This window comes from Microvirga sp. P5_D2 (assembly GCF_054049475.1).
Window position 1 is genome coordinate 14448 of sequence record NZ_JBFUMH010000021.1, and the last position, 18822, is coordinate 33269.

Sequence of the window (18822 nt, forward strand, 5' to 3'; positions counted from 1 at the left end):
CATGTTCTGGCGCCGGCTGCGCTTCGGGCTTCCGACTCTGCTCGGCCTGAAACGGCTAGGCTTCTTCATCCCCTATCGCTATGCGCCGAGCGTGGAAGCCGAGGATTATCCAGCCCTGCGCCCACTCTTCGAGGCGGCAATCCTGCGCTTCGATGCCGTTCTCGGCTCTGTCGAGAGCCACGCACCGGACCTCATACGCATTCTGGAAGGGGAGAGCCCCGCCCGTTTCGACCAGAGCTGGTTTCCACGCCTCGACGCCGTGGCGGCTTACGCTCTCGTGCGCCAGGAAAAGCCCGCCAGGATCGTGGAGATCGGCTCCGGCCATTCCACGCGCTTCATGGCCCAGGCCGTGGAGGATGCGGGCCTGCCGACGCGGATCACCTGCATCGATCCGGCACCCCGCGCCGTCCTCGGCAAGCTCAAGGTGGAGCACAAGCCCGTCCTGCTGCGCGATGCGGAGCCCGGCATCTTCGAGACCCTTGCGGCCGGCGATATCCTGTTCATCGATTCAAGCCACATCGCCATGCCGGGCACGGATGTGGACCGCCTGTTCCTTGATGTGCTGCCACGTCTGGCGAGCGGAACCCTGGTGCATATCCACGACATCACCCTGCCCGATGCCTACCCGGAATCCTGGGACTGGCGCGGCTATAACGAGCAGCTTCTCGTCGGGACGCTTCTGCAGGGCAGGGGTTACGAACTCGTCTTTTCGAGCCATTTCGTGGCTAAGCACCATGCGAAGGCCCTGGCGAACGGCATCCTGTCCCGGATCCCGCTGGTGCCCGGGGCTCATGAAACGAGTGTCTGGCTGAGGAAGCTCTAGGCCGCGAGGGTGGGCTTCTGGCCCGGCTCCGGCACCTGAATGCCCGCCTGCACGTATTCGTTCAGCTTGTTGCGCAGGGTCCTGATCGAGATGCCCAGGATGCGTGCGGCGTGCGTCCGGTTGCCGAGGCAATAGGCGAGGGTATCAAGGATCAGGTGGCGTTCCACATCGGCGATGGTGTGACCCACCAGGATGCTCCTGAGTGCCTCGACGGTCCGATCGGCAGCGGAAGATGGCGGAAAGCCCGCGAATGTAGGGGCAAGGTCTTGCTGTTCCGGCATGTCCTGGGTGCTGAGCACGATTCGAACCTATCCATGTAAGGGTAAGGATTTATGCCCATCTTATGGTTAGGAAGGTCTTAACGCGGCAGGCTCTCAGAGCCGAATTTCCGTAACGGAAATGAAAAAGGCGCCGCTTGATGGCAAGCAGCGCCTCATCGTCTATCGCTTTCAGCGCCCGGCTTACTGCCGGTATTGCTGAATGCGGGTGGTACGCAGCCCGGCGAGTCCATGCTGGTCGATGGACATCTGCCAGCTCAGGAATTCTTCGGTAGTCAGCGTGTAGCGCTGACAGGCTTCTTCAAGGCTCAGGAGACCGCCGCGAACGGCGGCAACAACTTCGGCCTTGCGGCGGATGACCCAGCGGCGGGTGCTGGAAGGAGGCAGGTCGGCAATCGTCAGGGGACTGCCATCGGGCCCTATGACATACTTGACCCTAGGGCGGTGGGGTTCGGTCATGATACGCTCACACAAAAATTCAACGACCTTGATAGGCTCTAACCTACAGGGTGGGGCTTAATGTTTTCCTAAGCCGTCCAGACGGTTACGAGGATGTCTAAACTTAGCCATAAACGTTAATGTTGGCTTATTACGGCGCACTTTCCCTTTAAGAATTGTGGCGCAAGAGCATCGAACCCAAAGTGGACTTACACTTTTGGGATCTATTCCAATGCTCATCTTCTGAGCCGGCGCATCGTTCGGCGCCGATCTGCATGGCCACATTAGTGACCCATCGGGCCGCGCTAGCGACCCGAAGGGCACACTTGTGAAAACCGKGTCCACTTTTCCGCACGATGCGCTATAGAAGGGCTTTGGCACCTCCCGTGCGCCGCCTTGAACGGCGCCTCTGGATGGAATGATGTTCAACTCACTCGACCTAAAAACCGACCCCTCCAAGACCCGCGTCGTCGTTGCGATGTCGGGCGGCGTGGATTCCTCCGTCGTGGCCGCCTTGCTCAAGCGCGAGGGCTATGACGTCATCGGCATCACGCTCCAGCTTTACGACCATGGCGAAGCCGCGCATCGCAAAGGCGCCTGCTGCGCCGGTCAGGACATCTATGATGCCCGCCGGGTGGCGGAGGCCATCGGCATTCCCCATTATGTCCTCGATTACGAGGAGCGCTTCCGCACGGCCGTGATCGACCGCTTCACCCAGAGTTATCTGGCCGGCGAGACGCCGATCCCCTGCGTCGAGTGCAACCGCACCATCAAGTTCCGCGATCTCCTGGAGACCGCCAAGGAGCTGGGTGCCGACATCCTGGCCACCGGCCATTACGTGGCCAGTCGCGCCCTGCCGGATGGGCGCCGCGCTCTGCACCGGGCGGCCGATCCGGACCGGGACCAGAGCTATTTCCTCTATGCCACCACGCCGGAGCAGCTCGACATCCTGCGCTTCCCCCTGGGCGAGCTGCCGAAGGAGAAGACCCGCGAGCTCGCCCGCGAGTTCGGGCTCACCGTGGCCGAGAAGGCCGACAGCCAGGACATCTGCTTCGTCACGCAGGGCCGCTACAGCGATGTCATCGAGCGCCTGAAGCCAGGCGCCGTGCAGGGCGGCGAGATCGTCCATGTGGACGGGCGCGTGCTCGGCCGCCACGAGGGCATCATCCATTACACCGTGGGGCAGCGGAAGGGCTTAGGGCTTTCCGTGGGCGAACCGCTCTACGTGGTCCGGCTCGACGCCAAGGAGGCGAGGGTGGTCGTGGGGCCGCGCGAGGCGCTGGCGACCAAGCTCATCCGCATCACGGACGTGAACTGGCTCGGTGATGTGCCGCTGGAAGCCTTGAGCGAGAAGGGGATGGAAGTCGCCGTGCGCGTGCGCTCCACCCGCGAGCCCCGCCCGGCGCTGTTGCGATCCACAGGAACCGTCACTACGGTCGAGCTGTTATCGGCGGAAGACGGGGTGTCTCCCGGTCAAGCTTGTGTCATCTATGAAAGCGATATTTCGCGGGCACGGGTGCTGGGCGGAGGTACCATAGTCAGGACCGCCGCCGAGGCCGCACCCGCCGCAGCCTGAGGCTCGACATAAGGAACCTGCATGAACGACGGAGCGACCACGGTTCTGATGCGCAAGGCTTATGCGCGTTGGGCGCCGATTTATGACCTCGTCTACGACAAGCTGACGGAACCTGCCGCCCGCGCGGCCGTGAATGCCGCCGTCGCCTGCGGTCCCAAGATTCTGGAGGCAGGCGTCGGCACCGGCCTGTCCCTGGGCTATTACCCCCGTCAGGCCGAGGTCTATGGAGTCGATCTCTCCGAGGACATGCTGCGCCGGGCGCAGGACAAGGTCGAGAAGCGCGGCTTGTCCCACGTCAAAAGCCTGCAGGTCATGGATGTGACCCGCTTGGAATTCGCCGACGAGACGTTCGACGCGGTCACCGCGCAGTTCATCATCACCCTCGTGCCCGAGCCTGAGGTCGCGCTTGCCGAATTCGCCCGCGTGCTGAAGCCCGGTGGCGAGATCGTGCTGGCGAACCATTGGGGCCAGCCCTCCGGCCCCGTCGCCGCCCTTGAGGAGCTAGCGGCGCCGGTCGCCAAGGCCATTGGCTGGAGTTCGTCCTTCAAGGCCGCCCGGGTCGAGGAATGGGCGCGGAGCGCCGGCAACATGGAAGTGGTCGAGCTGAGATCCCTCTTCCCCGTGGGTTTCTTCAAGCTGATGCGGATCAGGAAGCGCGCCTGAGCGGCGCCAAGCGGCCCAAGGGGGCGCTCCGGCTGACTTTGGAAGGCTTGTGCCCTATTTCTAGGATGAGGGCACAACCTGCTGGTAAGAAAGTCATTCCCATGCGTCTTTTCATGTTCACGTCTCAGGCCAAAGACGATCTGCACGCCTTCGCCGGCGACGAATCCGGCAGCAAGCTTCCTGCCAAGTATGGCCCCTGGGGCCTGACCGGAACCCTCAATTCCCGCGAAGCGCCACCCCACAAGTTCTCGCGCCGCGCCATCGAGAATTCGATTTCGGCGGAGGGCTTTCAGCTCTGGCGCATGAAGCCCAAGGGGTAAGCTGAAGGCGGCTGGGAATGAAAGACATACCAAAAGGCTGACGGCGAATCTCGCTGGTTCCGCCGACGGAGCAGGGCACCCCGACTCTCAGCCTCAAGCTCGAAGACACGCGTTATTGGGTGAGCCCATCGAGACGGCCGGCAACAGCTTTAGATGCCGGATCGGGACGGATATTCCGGTCGTCTGACCGGTTTTCCGGGTGCTCACCGAGCACAATCACAGGCCAGCTATAATTTCTTGAGCCAAGCGCAGCCTCATTCTTGACACTGGGGCTCAATCTTCCCTATATCGCCCATGCCTGACGCGGGTTCGCCCCGCGCCCTGGGGCGGAGTAGCTCAGTTGGTCAGAGCAGAGGAATCATAATCCTTGTGTCGGGGGTTCAAATCCCTCCTCCGCTACCACTCTTCAGCCAATCACCGAAAAACCGAATCTGGATTGGCCTTCGGCGGGAAAGCTCGGCAGCTTAGTCTGAAACCCCATCCCGCCCTTCAATCGTCATCAGTGTTGCTGTGTGCCTTACAAGTTCTGTCCCAAACCAATGACTGGTGTGTGGGAGTCGGGCGCGAAATCATCCCAGATGCTCTCGCTGGTATCGCAATCCGTCCGTGTCGGAAGCTGCGCTGGTTGAGCCATTGCATCGGGCGCATCCCAGCCGGAGATTTCGCGGATGATCTTGGCCCGGGTTTCTTTCTGGAACTGCTGGGGATCGCGGACCGGGATCATGAATGCGCCTGCGCCGCCAATGATGCAATCGCGGTAATAGGCATCGATGAGCGCGCTTTCGCGCCGGTCGGTGCCTCTGAGCAGGATAGGCAATCCGTTGATGGTAACGCCGCGGGCCAGCGCCTCGTCGCGCGCTTCCGTCACCAAACGTCCCTGATTGTTGGAGCCGTCGCCCGAGATGTCGATGACGCGCCGTGTGGCCTGGACGGGAGCCGATGCGAAAAGCGCCATGCTGAAATCGATGGCCTGAGAGATGGATGTGCCGCTCGCCCGCTGAATGGGAGCATGGGCGAGGCGATCTGCGAAGGCGAGGCTGTCATCGGATGTCTCGAGGATGCTCCATGGCACCACGATCCGCTGGAAGCGGGGCCGGGCGCCGGCCCATTCCACATAAGTCACCGCGATGCGCCCGAGCATGCCGGCCTGAATCGCCTGATGCATGGGGCTTGAGCGGAACGCTTCGACATAGCCCTGTCGTTGAAGCTGCTGCTCGCCAGGGTCCATGGAGAGCGACACATCGACGGCGAGAATGAGCGCCAGATCCACATCCGGCGGCGCGCGCTGCCAGGCCGGCGCCAGCATCGAAAGGCCGGCGACGAGCACCATGATATGCAAAGCCTTGGGACAGCGCATTGCGACCTCCCTCAAGAATAGGCTCTGATCTCCGGCGGCCTGTGTTGGTCGCTCAGCTTTCTTTTTTGCGATAGGTCTCGTGACAGCCACCGCAACTCTGGCCGACCGGCTGGATCACCGCCTGGAGTCCGGCCTGGTCGGTGACGCGGGTCTGAGCCGCCTTGGCAGCCTGCGCAAGCTTGGCGGCGTGTGCATCGAAATCCGCCTTGCGCTCCCAAATCACCGGCAAGGCTGCGGTTTTGCCCTGGTGCGATCCAGCAGGGAAAAGCGCCGGAATTTGCTCGGCGTTCCGCTCGATGGTCTGGAACGCGGCTTGCGCGCGCGCCGCATCGAAAGGCGCCTGGCCGCGAGCCATCCCGGTCAGCAGGCGCACCTGCTCCTGGTTGCTCTTCATCAGGTTCTGGCGCTGCGTGATCGGATCCCCCTGCTGGGCCACGACGCCGAGGCCGCTGACGATCGACAAAGCTGCTACTACAACGACTGTCTTACGCATGATGCTCATCCTCGCGTGAGGGCAACAGAATTGCTCTTCAGCGGGCGGACGGCCAGTGCGAATGAGTGTTAGAAGGAAACCATTCAGCCGAGCGAGGGTGCCGAACGAGCGGCTGACGGCTTGGCCCTCCCTTCACCTTTCGACCATTCGGTGATTGGGATAATCAGAAAGGATACGGCTCACAGGCAATGCCGTCCTTATCCGCATCGAGGGCGGCTTGGTATCCTGCAAAGCCGCGATAGAGCGGCGTGACGCCGATCCGGCGCGCCTCTGCGCAGCTTCGAAAGGACACAGTCCGCAACAGCGTCTGCTGCGACGACCAGAGGTTCGAGTTCCAGACCCAGGAGTAAAACAGATAAAGCGTCATGACCGCCAAAAGGCCGGTGCCGAGCCAAGTTCGAGACGACCAAATGCGCCATCTGGGCCGCGACTTGCGAAGGCTCTGTTTGGACACAACCTGGAAGCGATGCTTTAGATCCTGGACCTTTTGATCAGGATCYCGCGAAGTCGAGCTTCTATTCCTAAACTTTTCCTGCATCTCAGCCCCATGCCATACTCCCAACTATAAGTTGTTGGCTTTCACAGTTCCATGACATCATGCGTGCAGATGAAGCGAATGCAAGATTTCTAGGAATAAAGCTTCGCTTTGTGAATGTTATGTAATATTGTAATAATGTTCTTTCAGATTGATTTTCATTCAAGGCGCTGGCGTGTTGCGCAAGGTTTCCTCTCTTGACCAGTTAAACTGGCGATTCACCATGCGGGTTCTGCTGCCAGTCGTGGCCAGCACGGCGGCGGCTCTCGTATTGGCGGCGCTTGCCTTGGTATGGGCCGTGCGCCAGAGCGATGAAATTTCCATTGAACGCCAACAGCGGATCACGGAGCGCAGCATCCGCACCTTCGTCGGGGAACTGGCCAAGCAACAAGAAATGGTGGCGGTCTGGAACGACACCGTACGCCAGGTCAACGCGACACCACTGGACGAGAAGTGGCTTGATGCGAATATTGGTGGCTGGTTGAACAAGACTTTCGGGCAGGATCAGGTTTTCATTCTCGATCCCCATAATGCATCTGTGGATGCAGCCATCGGTGGCGTGCGTGTTTCACCATCCGAGTTCGAAAAGGCGAGGCCGGACCTGGAGAGCCTCATAACAGGGCTTCGCGGCGATCCTCACTCCCCTCATCGAGGCCACTCCGCGCGCCCGGTGGACGAGGCCTACCTGACCAGCGGTCGTGCGGTGCATGACGCGCATCTCCTGAAGCTTCAGGGAAGGCCGGCCGCCGTCAGTGCGATGATGATTGTTCCGGAGAACGACGAGATCGAGCAGGTGCCCGGTAGTGAGTTTCTGCTGATCAGTGTTCGCTTTCTCGATGGCAGTTTCGTTCACCAACTCTCTGAGCAGAATCTGATCGAAGATTTGCGCTTCTCCCAGAACAGTGGGACGCAGACAGGGGAAGTAAGCGTACCGCTTCGATCCGATGAGGGAAACTTGATCGGCTATTTCATCTGGCGTCCTGAATTGCCGGGCACGACGATCCTGCGCGTGATCGGTCCGAGTATTGCAGCTGTGTGCGTACTGATGATCGCGGTGATGGCGCTGCTGTCGCGATCACTGCGGCGTTCCATGGCGAAGCTGCGTCACGCCGTCGCCGAACTCCGTGCCAGCGAAGAACAGGCTCATCATCTGGCCTATCATGATGTGCTCACGGGCCTTCCCAACCGGGCCTTGTTCGAGAACAAGCTCGATCGAGTTCTGCTGACGGCGGACGCGCAGGAATCGCTGGCCGTGCTGATGCTCGATCTCGATCGATTCAAACACGTGAACGATACGCTCGGCCATCAGGCTGGCGATTGCGTCGTGCGTGAGTTCGGGCAAAGACTCTCGGCGCTCCTGCGCAGCAGCGATGCGGTTGCAAGACTTGGCGGTGATGAATTCGCGGTCGTACTGGCGGGCATCCCTGGCAAAGAGGACGTCGAGGCGGTTTGCCTGCGGATTCTGGAATCCGTGCGTCAGCCGTTCGATGTTGCCGGCCGGCAAGCCTTTGTCGGCGTGAGCATCGGCGTCGCCCTCGCGCCGGAGGCGGGGACTGAGCGCATGGACCTCATGCGCAAAGCGGACATTGCTCTCTACCAAGCCAAGGCTGAGGGTCGCGGCTGTTATCGCATCTTCACCGCCGCGATGGATGAGACGGTAAAGGTGCGTGGCACAGTCGAAGGGGAACTGCGGGCAGCTCTCGCGGGCGGTAGAGACCTGCAACTCTTCTACCAGCCGCAGGTCGATGTGACCGGCCATGCGATTGTCGGACTGGAGGCTCTAGTGCGATGGCAACATCCGACTCGAGGAATGATTGCTCCTGATCAGTTCATCCCGATTGCCGAAGAGGCTGGTTTGATCTCATCATTGGGAGAGTGGGTGCTGCGGCAGGCATGTCTTGCCTCGAAGCGTTGGCCCGGCCTGTCGGTCGCCGTCAACCTGTCTCCCGTCCAGTTCCGTGCAGAGGATCTAGCCGATCGTCTGATCGCCATCGTTCACGAGACCGGGGCCGATCCGCGAAAACTCGAGTTCGAGATTACGGAAAGCCTTCTGCTTGAAGACAGCGAATTCTCGCGCGAGCATTTGCGAAGGCTGCGCCAAGAGGGCTTCAAGATTGCTCTCGACGATTTCGGAACAGGCTATTCCAGTCTGAACTACCTACGCCGCTTCGAAGTCGACAAGATCAAGATCGACCGCTCCTTCGTGCAGCATATCGGTCAGCAGAATGAGGCGGTCGCGATTGTGACAGCGATTATCACTCTGTGCCGCGCCATAGGTTTGACTGTCACTGYGGAAGGCGTGGAGACTGAGGACCAGAAGATCTTTCTGTCGCAAACGGGATGTAGCGAAATGCAGGGATATCTTTTTTCTCGTGCTTTGCCCGAGGATCAGATCGGCGACTTGCTCAGCCGCCCCGCGGACGTGATTGGCACTGCGTCTGTCAAAAATCACGAGCATCCGCATCCCGAGCGATTTGCAGATAAGTCTGTCGAGGCTGAGAGCCTGATCGCCTGATATGGCCTTCAGGGATGTCTGTCGCCAGCCTCAACGCTGTTCTTCCAAAAGCTCTGACATGGCACTTGGAGAGGGGCGTGTGAGAATCTGAACGCGTCGGCCATCAGGATACTCGATGGTTCGAAGCGTCATCAACTCAAGACCTGAATCAAGACCACGCCTCACACGCTCATCGCGTGTCATTCTCGGCTGCTGCTGACTCGCGCGTGATGAGACGCTCGCTTCCCGTGTTGGCCTGCGCAGCTTCCTCTCGGCCACGACTTTTTTCGGAGCAGGCTTGGCRATGGGCTTCCCGACCGTTTCCGCCGATTTCTCAGCCTGGGTCGTGACCGGCTCTTTTTCCGGTTTGATTGCGGCAGCAGGCGTTACGGGTGCGAGAGGCTTGGTCTCGACCGGGCTCGGTAGCGGCGCGCCGTTATCCGAAGGAGGATCTACCCATGGCCGGGGGGCTTGCGCTAGGCCCGGCGAACCCGTCGCCATGACACAGGCGACCAAAGCGGCGCCTGTCAACCAATGAAACTTCGTAGCCATGGAAACCTCCCTCGTCTGAGAGAAGGAACGCTTGCGCAGCCCCTCATGGTTCCGCCTTGACCTTCCGTCGCCTGCTGTTTGGATACTAGGTCACGCACGATAACATTCCCGTGATGCGGTCGTTATTCGCTCAAGCAGCGACTTGAGAGAGCAGTGTCCCACTTGCCGAACCTTGGCAGGACCCTGACATAGGGTCAGGTTTCATATGAGAGAGGATCATGGATCAAATCATCGCATTAACCGCCGACCCGGCAGCCTGGGTGGCCCTGGCGACCCTCGTCGTAATGGAGGTCGTGCTCGGTATCGACAACCTGATCTTCATCTCCATCCTGACCAACAAGCTGCCCGCCCACCAGCAGGCGAAGGCGCGGCGCATCGGCATCGGCCTTGCTCTCATCATGCGTTTAGGCTTGCTGGGAACGATCGCCATCATTGTCCAACTTACGGAGCCGCTCTTCACAGCCTTCGGCCACGGCTTCTCCTGGCGGGACATCATCCTGATCGCGGGCGGCCTTTTCCTTGTGTGGAAGGCCACAAAGGAGATTCATCACAGTGTGGATCCCAATCCGAACCCGGACCTGTTCGAAACGCGTGGTCCGAGCCTCGGCTTCAGCGCGGCCATCGTGCAGATCCTGCTGCTCGATCTCGTGTTCTCCGTCGACAGCATCATTACGGCTGTGGGCATGACCGATCACATTCCGATCATGGTCGTGGCCGTAGTGACCGCCGTCGCGGTAATGCTGCTGGCCGCCGATCCGCTGTCGCGCTTCATCCAGGCCAATCCCACGGTCGTCATGCTCGCGCTCGGCTTCCTGCTCATGATCGGCATGACCTTGATCGCCGAGGGCTTCGGCGTTCACGTCCCGAAGGGCTACATCTACGCCGCGATGGCCTTCTCGGCCCTCGTCGAGGGCCTCAACATGCTCTCGCGGAGAAGGCAGAAGAGTTCGCATTAACGAAAAAAGGCGCGGTCGGGATAACCGACCGCGCCTTTCTATTGAAGCGTGTTTGATCAGAACACGAAGAAGTCGTGGTATGTCATCTTCAGCTTCGGGGAGAGCTTCGCGAAGGCGATAGCTGCGCCCTTGCCGGATCCGTCGGCGTCGTAACGCAGATATCCCGAATTGGAATCGTACAGGACATGATCGTTCCTGTCCTCGGCAACAGCACCGATCTTGAAGAACGCTTCCTTAAGCTTGCCGGTTTTTGAGCCCAGCTTCTTGAAGATCGCGTTGTCGAGCTTGATCGTATCGTCCTTCACGTTGAACCCAGTGATGACATCCAGGTTCTTGGAACGGCTCAACTTCGTGTCGAAGACAAACACGTCCTTGCCGGCGTCTCCAATGAGTCGATCGTTGCCCAGGCCGCCATTGAGCGTGTCGTGTCCGGAGCCGCCTCTGAGTACGTTCCTTCCGTCATTGCCGGTGATCGTGTTGTTGAGCGAGTTTCCAATCAGTTGGATAGCGTCCGCGCCTGTTCCAAAAAGCTGTTCGACCTCGGGTGCGAGCATATAGCTGACAGAAGAATAAACACGGTCGATTCCACCGCCTCTGCCCTCGATAACCTGATCGCCCCAATGATCGACGTAATAGGTGTCGTTGCCCAATCCGCCTTCCATGCGGTCGGCTCCGCCCATTCCGTCGAGGATATTATCTGCGGCATTGCCGACTAGGACGTTGCCTGACAAAGCATTGCCTTTGGCCCAGATGGAATTGCCGGTCAGGATGAGACGCTCGATGTTGTCGAGGAGTGCGCCGTCGAAATTGCTGTAGACCGTGTCGAAGCCCCCATTGGCAGCTTCGACGACAACGTCGCCGKGATTGTCGATATAGTAAGTATCGTCCCCTTCGCCGCCTTCGAGCCAGTCGGCTCCTGCTCCGCCATCGAGTGTATCGTGGCCGGCGCCGCCTTTCAGAACATTCGCGGCGGCATTGCCGGTCATGTAATTGTTCAATTCGTTGCCGGTCAGGGCAAGGGCAGCGCCACCCGTCGCGACAATATTCTCGACATTCGCAGACAGGGCGAGGTTGATGGAGGTAAGGACGGTATCCACACCTTGCCCGGGAGCCTCGATGGTGAGATCCCCCGCATCATCGACGATATAGATGTCGTCGCCCAGGCCGCCTTCCATGCTGTCCGCGCCCGCCAGGCCGTTGAGCACATTGTTCAGGTTGTTGCCGACCAGGTAGTTTCCGGAAAGGGCAGTACCTGTCGCCCAGATCGCACCGCCGATCAGAACCAGCTTCTCGACTTCGGCTGGAAGGGCATAATCGATGCTGCTATAGATGACATCGTAGCCGCCGGCTCCGGCGCTGAACTTCTCCGTCACCTTGTCGCCGGCATTGTCGACATAATAGACGTCGTTGCCGTCGCCGCCTTCGAGAACGTCGGCACCCGCACCGCCATCCAGGGTATCGTCACCCAGGCCAGCCTTCAGAATGTTTGACGCGGCGTTGCCGGTCATGCGGTTGTTGAGTTCGTTGCCGTTCAGGTTGATGGCCGCGCCGCCTATGGCGAGGATATTTTCGACATTCGCAGACAATGTGAAGTTCACGGATGTGTAGACAGTATCATTGCCCTGTCCGGGAGCTTCGATGGTAAGATCGCCCGCGTCGTCGACGACATAGATATCGTCCCCAAGGCCACCTTCCATACGGTCCTCGCCGGATAGACCGTCGAGGATGTTGTTCAGATCGTTGCCGATCAGGTTGTTCCCCGAGCCGGAATTGCCCGTAGCCCGGATCGCGTTTCCAGTCAGGATCAGTTTCTCGACTTCATCCGGCAGGGCATAATCGACAGAGCTGTAGATGACATCGTAGCCGCCGGCGCCGCCGTTGAACTTCTCCGTCACCTTGTCGCCGACGTTATCGACATAATAGGTGTCGTTTCCGTCGCCACCATCGAGGATATCGGCACCARGGCCGCCGTCGAGGGTGTCATGACCTGCGTTCCCCTTCAGCGTGTTGACGGCCGCATTGCCGATGATGCGGTTGTTCAGTTCATTGCCGTAACCGTTGATGGCTGCGGTGCCGACCAGCGTCAGGTGCTCGACATTCGCCGTCAGCTCATAGGTGATGAACGAAAGGACATGGTCGGTTCCCTCGCCGGGGTTCTCGACGACCTTATCCAGCGAATGGTTGACGACATAAGTGTCGTTCCCGCCCAGTCCGCGAAGCTCCTCGCCTTGCTCCGTGCCATCCATCAGATCGTCGCCGGACGTCCCGTTCCAGATATATCCGGGAACAGAGATGGATCCCCGGTCCATTCCGGAAATCTCGTTGCCGACGACATTAGTGCCGGACGGAGCTTCAGTTACGTTTTCCTTCTCTTCCCGGATGCYGTAGCGCGCATTAACGACGCCGTTTGAGTAGATCTCATTGTTCAGGATCTGGGTGTTGGTGGAGTAGTATATCTGGCCGGAAACGGCAGTATCGTCGCGAAATCGGATATTGATTTCGTCATAAGTGCCGTCCGCTTCCTGCGAGTTATTGTAGATCGTGCTGTTCTGCACGATTGTGTCCGTTGCCCCCTCGATCCGGATGCCCTGTCGCAGATTGCCGTAAACCTTCGCGCCGTCGATGACGACATCATCGGATAGTTTGACGAGAATGCCTTCCTTGGTGTTCCCGTAATACTCGCCGCCAATGATCCGAACGTCGGTCACCCAGTCGATTGTCGTGGAGCCTTCGCGGGGAAGATCGCCACGCTGCACGGTGATGCCTGCCGAACCGTTTGCGTAAGCCTTGTTATTGATCAGGTCGATGTCAGTGCTTGCATTCTGGATGTTGAAGCCATGGCGATCGTTATTGTAGGCGCTGTTGTTCTCATAGACGCCGCCGACTACGCCGTCCGCCACGAAGCCGTCGAGACCATTTCCGTGAGCGACGCTGTTCTTGATGGTGACATTGTGCGAGGTTTCGTGAGGATTGAAGCCGTAGGCGGTGCAGTCTTTGATTTCCACGCCGACAAGGGTGATGTCCTCCTGAAGCTCTTCCTTGTCGCCGCAGATGAAACCGGCCTGATGCCCTGTGTTGTTGGCACGATTGCCGTCGATGGTCAGGTTGGCGATCGACACATCGTTGATCTCGCCAAGAGCTGTTCGAACAATGCCATTGATACGCTCATTGAAGCCATCGGCGAGCCTGATCGTCGTTTGCCCCATGCCTTGTCCGACGAGCGCGACGCCACTAAGCAGTTCGACCGGACCCTTTGATGGATTGGTCGGATCGCCGGTGACTGCATATGTGCCGGCGGAAAGTTGAACAGTGACTTGTCCCGCACTTGGGTTGAGGAGATAGGCCTTGTTTGCATTCGCGATGGCCGTGTTGATAGCAGCCATATCCTGTGCGGCGTTTCCTGTCGGAGGCGCGACATTGATGATTGTGGGCATAGACGACGTCCCTTGGTTTGCATTCTTGATATAGCAAAGGAGTGCCGTCGTTCGACTGAGCCTTCGAGGTAACCCGTCAGGCAGAAGGAGTATGGAGGGTTAGATGTCTAGCATTACACTTTGGAAAAATTTAGGCTGCCTTACAGAACGAGCGCGTTAAAAACAAAGAAGCCCCGGATTGCTCCGAGGCTGCGATGCGTCATCGTGATCGACAGGATCAGATGATGATGAAGTGAGAAGCCATCAGCGACAAACCCGCGTCAATTCTAGCGAATTGAACGGCATCTACATTTCCGCTGCCATCGGCATCATAGAACACGGCGCCTGTTTTGTCGTCGTACACGATCCTGTCACTCGGATCGCTGGCTTGTGCCCCGATCACGAAGCTGTCTGCCGAGAGCCTGCCGGATTGGATGCCGGTATAAACGGAATCGTTGAGGCGAATGACGTCGTCCCTCAGGCTGAAATCTCTGATGACGTCCATATTGGTCTTGCTGTTGGGCGTCGCGTCGAACACGAAGGCGTCTTTGCCTGCACCACCCACGAGCGTGTCATTGCCGCCCTTGCCGTACAACTTGTCCGGACCGCCATATCCGTAAATGACTTCCTTGGACGAACTGCCGCTCAGCACATTGTGCCCGTTGGTCCCCTTGACCGTTTTCGTCACGTTGGAGGAAGGAGAGGCAGCGGCCCCTTTGGACCCGAAGCTGTGGCTGTATGTCAGGGCATAGAATGAAGTCTGTCCGTAGCCCGTGCCTTGCGTTTCATTCACGCCGAGATAGACGCCTGCCTTGAAATAGAATTTGTCCGTGTCCCAGACGTCGTTGATCCGGGACTGTGACTTATAGACGTTTCCGTCTGCCCGAACGACCACCTCCAGAAAATCGCCCTTCGCCTTGATGGAATATGAGAACCGTTCATCCAGAGAAACGTTCGGCTTGTGCCCCGATGCATTCTTCAGGTCGAAACGGAGTTCCTTGTTCCCCGCGCCTGCCCGATCGTTCTTGAAGTAAATGGTGTTGTTTTCCCAATACAGCCGGACCAGTTCCTCGTCCTGACCGTGAACCTGGCCGATGACGACGCGTCCGCCTTTGCCGCTGAAGAGGGTAGGGGCCGTATCGACTTCGAGCGTTGCAGAGAGGGTGCCGCCCTGGGCAAGCGTCCATGCGGCGCGCTCGGAGCCCTTCATCTCGCGAAGCTCGGTGCGGGCATATCGAGAACCGCTTGTCGTGGCGCCTTCTACAGGTGCATTGAAGACCATCGCTCCATCGCTCCCAGTATAGAAGTAGCTGGGGTTCTGATAGTCGGCGAGTTTCTTCACCTCGACGGCGGTCCGGGAGAAGCTGCCGGAGGCATCCACGGGAAGTGTAATCTTCCAATTTTTCAAGCTGAAATTGCCGCTCGGAGCGGCATTAAGATCCAAAGCCACTGTCTTGCCCCAAATATATTAGGTCCCATTCCACGGGACTTCTGCAAAATCTTCAATAACGCTTCGATGACGAATGGGCGACGTGGTAAATAGCGGAATGTTGTAGCGCTATATTAGAATAGCCCATTTCAAAGTCTCGAAATGTCAGACTTTTACAATAACTCAACTAAACGCACGGAATCTTTGTTGCTCGGATAAGGCAACATTATGGCAGATGTCAATCTTTCCTTACTTTAAGGCATGATTCCGATGCGTGTGCCCTTGCCTGCACGAATCTCGACGCAGGTAGCCCTGATGGGCTTTTCTAAACGTTATGACCTTTTACGAGGCCTGTGCTCAAACCTGTTGCCATTGCGCCCGCCTGTTGCATGGCTTGCCCAAGAGCCGGGCATTAACTCGTGGCAACCTGTCTGCTGTAGGTGTTTTCAAGCTCTTTCGAGTTAATTTAAGCCATTAGAGGGAGTAACGCTTTGACTTACCCCTCGGGGGTATCTCTCCAGCCGAAATAGTGACGAGAAAAAGGCCGGGTCGATAGTATTTAATAGGCTACACCGGGCGCCGCTTTAAAGATTTCGCGCCTGATTTTCACTGTTGTCCAGCAGGAACAGCCTATGCAAATCAGTATTTTTGGAATTGGCTATGTGGGAGCCGTTTCGGCTGCATGTTTGGCCAATGACGGTCATAACGTCATTGCAGTCGATCCCAATCCGCAGAAGGTCGAGCCGCTCAATGCCGGCATCAGTCCCATTGTCGAGCCGGGTCTCGAAGGACTCATCCAGGAAGGCATTCGCTCCAAGCGTCTGACGGCGACAAGCGACGTCCGCGATGCCATTCAGGGCACGGACATTTCGTTTGTCTGCGTAGGCACGCCCTCCCGTTCGAACGGCTCGCTCGACACGAATTATGTCACCGCTGCTGCCGAGGAAATCGGCGCGGCGATCCGTGAGAAGAACTCCTTTCACTCTGTCGTCATGCGCTCCACCATCCTGCCCGGCACGATGGAAAGCATCATCCTTCCGGCCTTGGAGCGCGCTTCTGGGCGCCAGGCCGGCGTCGGTTTCGGCATTGCCTATTATCCTGAGTTCCTGCGCGAAAGTACTGCGATCGCGGATTATTACGATCCGGGTGCGATCATCTTCGGACGTCACGATCAGGCTACCGTCGACCGCCTCGTCGACCTGCACAAGATCTTCAAGGTCGAGCCTCGTATCGTTTCGATCCGCACCGCTGAAGCGGTGAAGTACACCAACAATGCTTGGCATGCGTTGAAGATCAGCTTTGCCAATGAGATCGGCAACATCTGCAAGGCAGCCGGAATCGATGGCCACGCGGTCATGGATGTTCTGTGCGCAGATACGCGCCTCAATATCTCGAAGGCCTATCTCAAGCCGGGCTTCGCCTTCGGCGGGTCATGCCTTCCGAAGGATCTGCGGGCGCTGCGCTTTGCCGCGCGCAGGCTGGAGGTTCCGACACCTGTTCTCGATGCAACCATGGAAGCCAACGAGGAGCAGCTCCGTCGCGCCTATTCCATGGTTGCCGCCACCGGCAAGCGCCGCATCGGCATCATCGGCCTCAGCTTCAAGCCGGGAACCGACGATCTGCGCGAAAGCCCACTAGTTGAACTCGCCGAGCGTCTGTTCGGCCGCGGCTACGACATCCGCATCTATGATCCAAACATTCAGGTGTCGAAGCTGACGGGCGCCAACCTGCAGTTCGTGCACTCCCATCTGCCGCATCTCACCTCCCTGCTGACGGCGGACATCAATGAAGTGGTCGACCACGCGGAGGTCTTCGTCCTCGGAAACCGGGCAGAAGCCGCGCGCTTGATGAGCGTCGTCGATGACGACCGTCCACTCATCGATCTCGTCCGCATCGATCAGACAAGGTGTTCAAGTGAGCTCTATCAGGGAATCTGCTGGTAACACCGGCAGCGTTCGGCTCTCGGAGTCGGTTTGGGGACATCTACTCTACATCGTTGCCGTTGTAGCTTTTGCGATCGAACTGCCGGGCGAGGTCTACGGCATGATCGGCGGCGGCTTCATCGGAGCGGTCGGCTTCCTGGCAATCTGGCGCTACGGGTGGGGCTTCCTCCACTTCATCCGTGCGCTGGTTTACCGGAAGCGGGTTTTCCCGAGAATGCGCAGGATCGCCGATGAACTCGTGACCGCGCAGGCCCCGCATGCCTACCTGCTCGTGACGACGTTTCGCATCGATGCCGCCGTCACGGCGCGGGTCTACAAGGCGGCTTTTGAGGCTGCTCTTGCAGCCCCGGGGAAAGCCACGGTCGTCGCTTCGCTCGTCGAGGCCGGCGATCAGCGCCTCGTGAAAGCCCTGTACCACAGCGTCTGCAAGGATCAGGACAAGGTCGATCTTGTCGTCGTGCGCATTGCCGGTACAGGCAAGCGCGATGCCCTTGCCTATGGCTTCCGGGCCATCGCGCGCCGCACGCCCTCGAAGGATGATGTCGTTGCCGTAATCGACGGGGACAGCATCGTTCCGCGCGATCTCATCGGGAAATGCGCAGGCTTCTTCCAGTTGGACCCGCAGGTCGGAGCCTTGACGACGGATGAAGCATGCGAAGTGCGCGGCAGCCGCATTTTCCAGGAATGGTATGCGCTCCGGTTCGCTCAGCGACATACCCTCATGTCGTCGATGGGGCTTTCCGGGCGCGTCCTGACTCTCACCGGCCGCATGTCGATGTTCAGGGCCGACATCGTCTGCGATCCGACTTTCGTTCGCCAAGTCGAGCTCGACTACATCGATCATTGGCGTCTTGGCCGCTTCAAGTTCCTGACGGGTGACGACAAGTCCAGCTGGTTCTGGCTTCTGCGGAACGGCTACAAGATGCTTTATGTACCCGACATGGTCGTGATGACGGTCGAGGACCCGCCGGCCACGAATTTCGTGTCTGCCGCGGCCATGCTGATGGTCCGGTGGTTCGGCAACATGCTGCGCACGAACTCCCGCGCCCTTGCCCTTGGCCCGAAGCGGATCGGTCTCTTCACCTGGTGGGCGATTCTCGATCAACGCATGTCCATGTGGACGTCGCTCGTAGGTTTCGCCGTCGCCATGATCGCCGGCTTCTTCATCAGCGGCTATGCGTTCCTGCTTTACGCGCTGTGGATCCTGGCGTCCCGCTATGTCCTGACGCTCTCGCTTCTGGCTGCGCGCCCCCGGGTGTCCGTCTTCTATCCGTTCCTTCTGTACTTCAACCAGATCTTCGGATCCCTGATGAAGGTGCACATCACCTTCCGGCTCGACCGGCAGAAGTGGACCCGCCAGAAAACCACATCTGCGCAAGCTGCAAAACGCCCCTTTGCCGCAAGCAGTATCATGTCGACCTACATGCATAGCCTTTCACTTGTCGCCTTCCTGACAATCCTGGCCTGGAGCGTGGATGTTCTGCCGACGCCGAAAGCTCTCTTCTTTTTTCCATAAGCTGCCGATTTCGAGATGGAGAATCTAGCAATGAAG

General features: G+C 58.9%; 14 protein-coding genes, 1 tRNA gene and 1 pseudogene. 9 read left to right on the forward strand and 7 right to left on the reverse strand.

The genetic code is table 11. From position 1 onward, the window contains the following. The first annotated feature begins 1 nt into the window (after nucleotide 1). Complete coding sequence (locus ACXJKO_RS08945; protein WP_457090737.1) at nucleotides 2-823, forward strand: class I SAM-dependent methyltransferase; 822 nt, start codon at nucleotides 2-4, stop codon at nucleotides 821-823. On the opposite strand, the pseudogene ACXJKO_RS08950 reads toward ACXJKO_RS08945, so the two are convergent. Beyond that, a pseudogene (locus ACXJKO_RS08950) lies at nucleotides 820-1101 on the reverse strand (helix-turn-helix domain-containing protein); the annotation flags it as partial. The gene ACXJKO_RS08945 and the pseudogene ACXJKO_RS08950 overlap by 4 nt on opposite strands. A 183-nt stretch (nucleotides 1102-1284) precedes the next feature. Then, a complete protein-coding gene (sciP, locus tag ACXJKO_RS08955; RefSeq protein WP_009763782.1) occupies nucleotides 1285-1560 on the reverse strand; it encodes a CtrA inhibitor SciP in 276 nt (91 codons plus the stop codon). 400 nt (nucleotides 1561-1960) lie between these two features. Between sciP and mnmA the strand changes: the two genes are divergently transcribed. The 4 genes from mnmA (at nucleotide 1961) to ACXJKO_RS08975 (ending at nucleotide 4500) form a co-directional block, all read left to right on the forward strand. Continuing rightward, nucleotides 1961-3115 carry a tRNA 2-thiouridine(34) synthase MnmA gene (gene mnmA / locus ACXJKO_RS08960; RefSeq protein WP_457090738.1) on the forward strand — a complete coding sequence of 385 codons (1155 nt, stop codon included), beginning with the start codon at nucleotides 1961-1963 and terminating at the stop codon, nucleotides 3113-3115. 21 nt (nucleotides 3116-3136) lie between these two features. Then, entirely contained in the window at nucleotides 3137-3778 is a 642-nt protein-coding gene (locus tag ACXJKO_RS08965) for a class I SAM-dependent methyltransferase (RefSeq protein ID WP_457090739.1), read from the forward strand. Between the two features lie 101 nt (nucleotides 3779-3879). After that, nucleotides 3880-4098, forward strand: coding sequence for a hypothetical protein (locus ACXJKO_RS08970; protein ID WP_457090740.1), 219 nt, complete (start codon nucleotides 3880-3882; stop codon nucleotides 4096-4098). Between the two features lie 325 nt (nucleotides 4099-4423). Continuing rightward, nucleotides 4424-4500, forward strand: a tRNA-Met gene (locus tag ACXJKO_RS08975). A 115-nt stretch (nucleotides 4501-4615) separates the two neighbouring features. Here ACXJKO_RS08975 and ACXJKO_RS08980 read toward each other — a convergent pair. The 3 genes from ACXJKO_RS08980 to ACXJKO_RS08990 all read right to left on the reverse strand — a co-directional run bounded on the left by ACXJKO_RS08980 (nucleotide 4616) and on the right by ACXJKO_RS08990 (nucleotide 6315). Continuing rightward, nucleotides 4616-5455, reverse strand: a complete 840-nt coding sequence (locus tag ACXJKO_RS08980; RefSeq protein ID WP_457090741.1) for a DUF1194 domain-containing protein — start codon at nucleotides 5453-5455, stop codon at nucleotides 4616-4618. A 52-nt stretch (nucleotides 5456-5507) separates the two neighbouring features. Then, nucleotides 5508-5948, reverse strand: coding sequence for a c-type cytochrome (locus ACXJKO_RS08985; RefSeq protein ID WP_457090742.1), 441 nt, complete (start codon nucleotides 5946-5948; stop codon nucleotides 5508-5510). A gap of 163 nt (nucleotides 5949-6111) precedes the next feature. After that, nucleotides 6112-6315 (reverse strand): excalibur calcium-binding domain-containing protein, encoded by a 204-nt coding sequence (locus ACXJKO_RS08990; RefSeq protein WP_457090743.1) that lies wholly within the window; start codon nucleotides 6313-6315, stop codon nucleotides 6112-6114. A 343-nt stretch (nucleotides 6316-6658) separates the two neighbouring features. Here ACXJKO_RS08990 and ACXJKO_RS08995 point away from each other — a divergent pair, with 343 nt between their 5' ends. Together ACXJKO_RS08995 and ACXJKO_RS09000 are read left to right on the forward strand one after the other, a co-directional pair. Continuing rightward, nucleotides 6659-8998 carry a bifunctional diguanylate cyclase/phosphodiesterase gene (locus ACXJKO_RS08995; protein WP_457090744.1) on the forward strand — a complete coding sequence of 780 codons (2340 nt, stop codon included), beginning with the start codon at nucleotides 6659-6661 and terminating at the stop codon, nucleotides 8996-8998. Nucleotides 8999-9747: 749 nt separating this feature from the next. Continuing rightward, complete coding sequence (locus ACXJKO_RS09000) at nucleotides 9748-10485, forward strand: TerC family protein (protein WP_457090745.1); 738 nt, start codon at nucleotides 9748-9750, stop codon at nucleotides 10483-10485. Between the two features lie 56 nt (nucleotides 10486-10541). Here the strand turns inward: ACXJKO_RS09000 and ACXJKO_RS09005 are convergent, their stop codons facing one another. Both ACXJKO_RS09005 and ACXJKO_RS09010 read right to left on the reverse strand, forming a co-directional pair. Further along, nucleotides 10542-13919 carry a right-handed parallel beta-helix repeat-containing protein gene (locus ACXJKO_RS09005; RefSeq protein ID WP_457090746.1) on the reverse strand — a complete coding sequence of 1126 codons (3378 nt, stop codon included), beginning with the start codon at nucleotides 13917-13919 and terminating at the stop codon, nucleotides 10542-10544. 217 nt (nucleotides 13920-14136) lie between these two features. Continuing rightward, nucleotides 14137-15348, reverse strand: a complete 1212-nt coding sequence (locus tag ACXJKO_RS09010) for a polysaccharide lyase family 7 protein (protein ID WP_457090747.1) — start codon at nucleotides 15346-15348, stop codon at nucleotides 14137-14139. 611 nt (nucleotides 15349-15959) lie between these two features. Here ACXJKO_RS09010 and ACXJKO_RS09015 point away from each other — a divergent pair. After that, nucleotides 15960-17270 carry a nucleotide sugar dehydrogenase gene (locus ACXJKO_RS09015; RefSeq protein ID WP_457090748.1) on the forward strand — a complete coding sequence of 437 codons (1311 nt, stop codon included), beginning with the start codon at nucleotides 15960-15962 and terminating at the stop codon, nucleotides 17268-17270. Then, a complete protein-coding gene (locus tag ACXJKO_RS09020) occupies nucleotides 17242-18786 on the forward strand; it encodes a glycosyltransferase (RefSeq protein WP_457090749.1) in 1545 nt (514 codons plus the stop codon). Before ACXJKO_RS09015 ends, ACXJKO_RS09020 begins: the two co-directional genes overlap by 29 nt. Nucleotides 18787-18822 lie beyond the last annotated feature (36 nt).

Bases quoted from the DNA above. Each gene is read 5' to 3' on its own strand.
- ACXJKO_RS08980 (WP_457090741.1), bottom strand. From the start codon at position 5,455: ATGCGCTGTCCCAAGGCTTTGCATATCATGGTGCTCGTCGCCGGCCTT.
- ACXJKO_RS08985 (WP_457090742.1), bottom strand. From the start codon at position 5,948: ATGCGTAAGACAGTCGTTGTAGTAGCAGCTTTGTCGATCGTCAGCGGC.
- ACXJKO_RS08965 (WP_457090739.1), top strand. From the start codon at position 3,137: ATGAACGACGGAGCGACCACGGTTCTGATGCGCAAGGCTTATGCGCGT.
- mnmA (WP_457090738.1), top strand. From the start codon at position 1,961: ATGTTCAACTCACTCGACCTAAAAACCGACCCCTCCAAGACCCGCGTC.
- ACXJKO_RS09015 (WP_457090748.1), top strand. From the start codon at position 15,960: ATGCAAATCAGTATTTTTGGAATTGGCTATGTGGGAGCCGTTTCGGCT.
- ACXJKO_RS08990 (WP_457090743.1), bottom strand. From the start codon at position 6,315: ATGACGCTTTATCTGTTTTACTCCTGGGTCTGGAACTCGAACCTCTGG.
- sciP (WP_009763782.1), bottom strand. From the start codon at position 1,560: ATGACCGAACCCCACCGCCCTAGGGTCAAGTATGTCATAGGGCCCGAT.
- ACXJKO_RS09000 (WP_457090745.1), top strand. From the start codon at position 9,748: ATGGATCAAATCATCGCATTAACCGCCGACCCGGCAGCCTGGGTGGCC.
- ACXJKO_RS08970 (WP_457090740.1), top strand. From the start codon at position 3,880: ATGCGTCTTTTCATGTTCACGTCTCAGGCCAAAGACGATCTGCACGCC.
- ACXJKO_RS08945 (WP_457090737.1), top strand. From the start codon at position 2: ATGTTCTGGCGCCGGCTGCGCTTCGGGCTTCCGACTCTGCTCGGCCTG.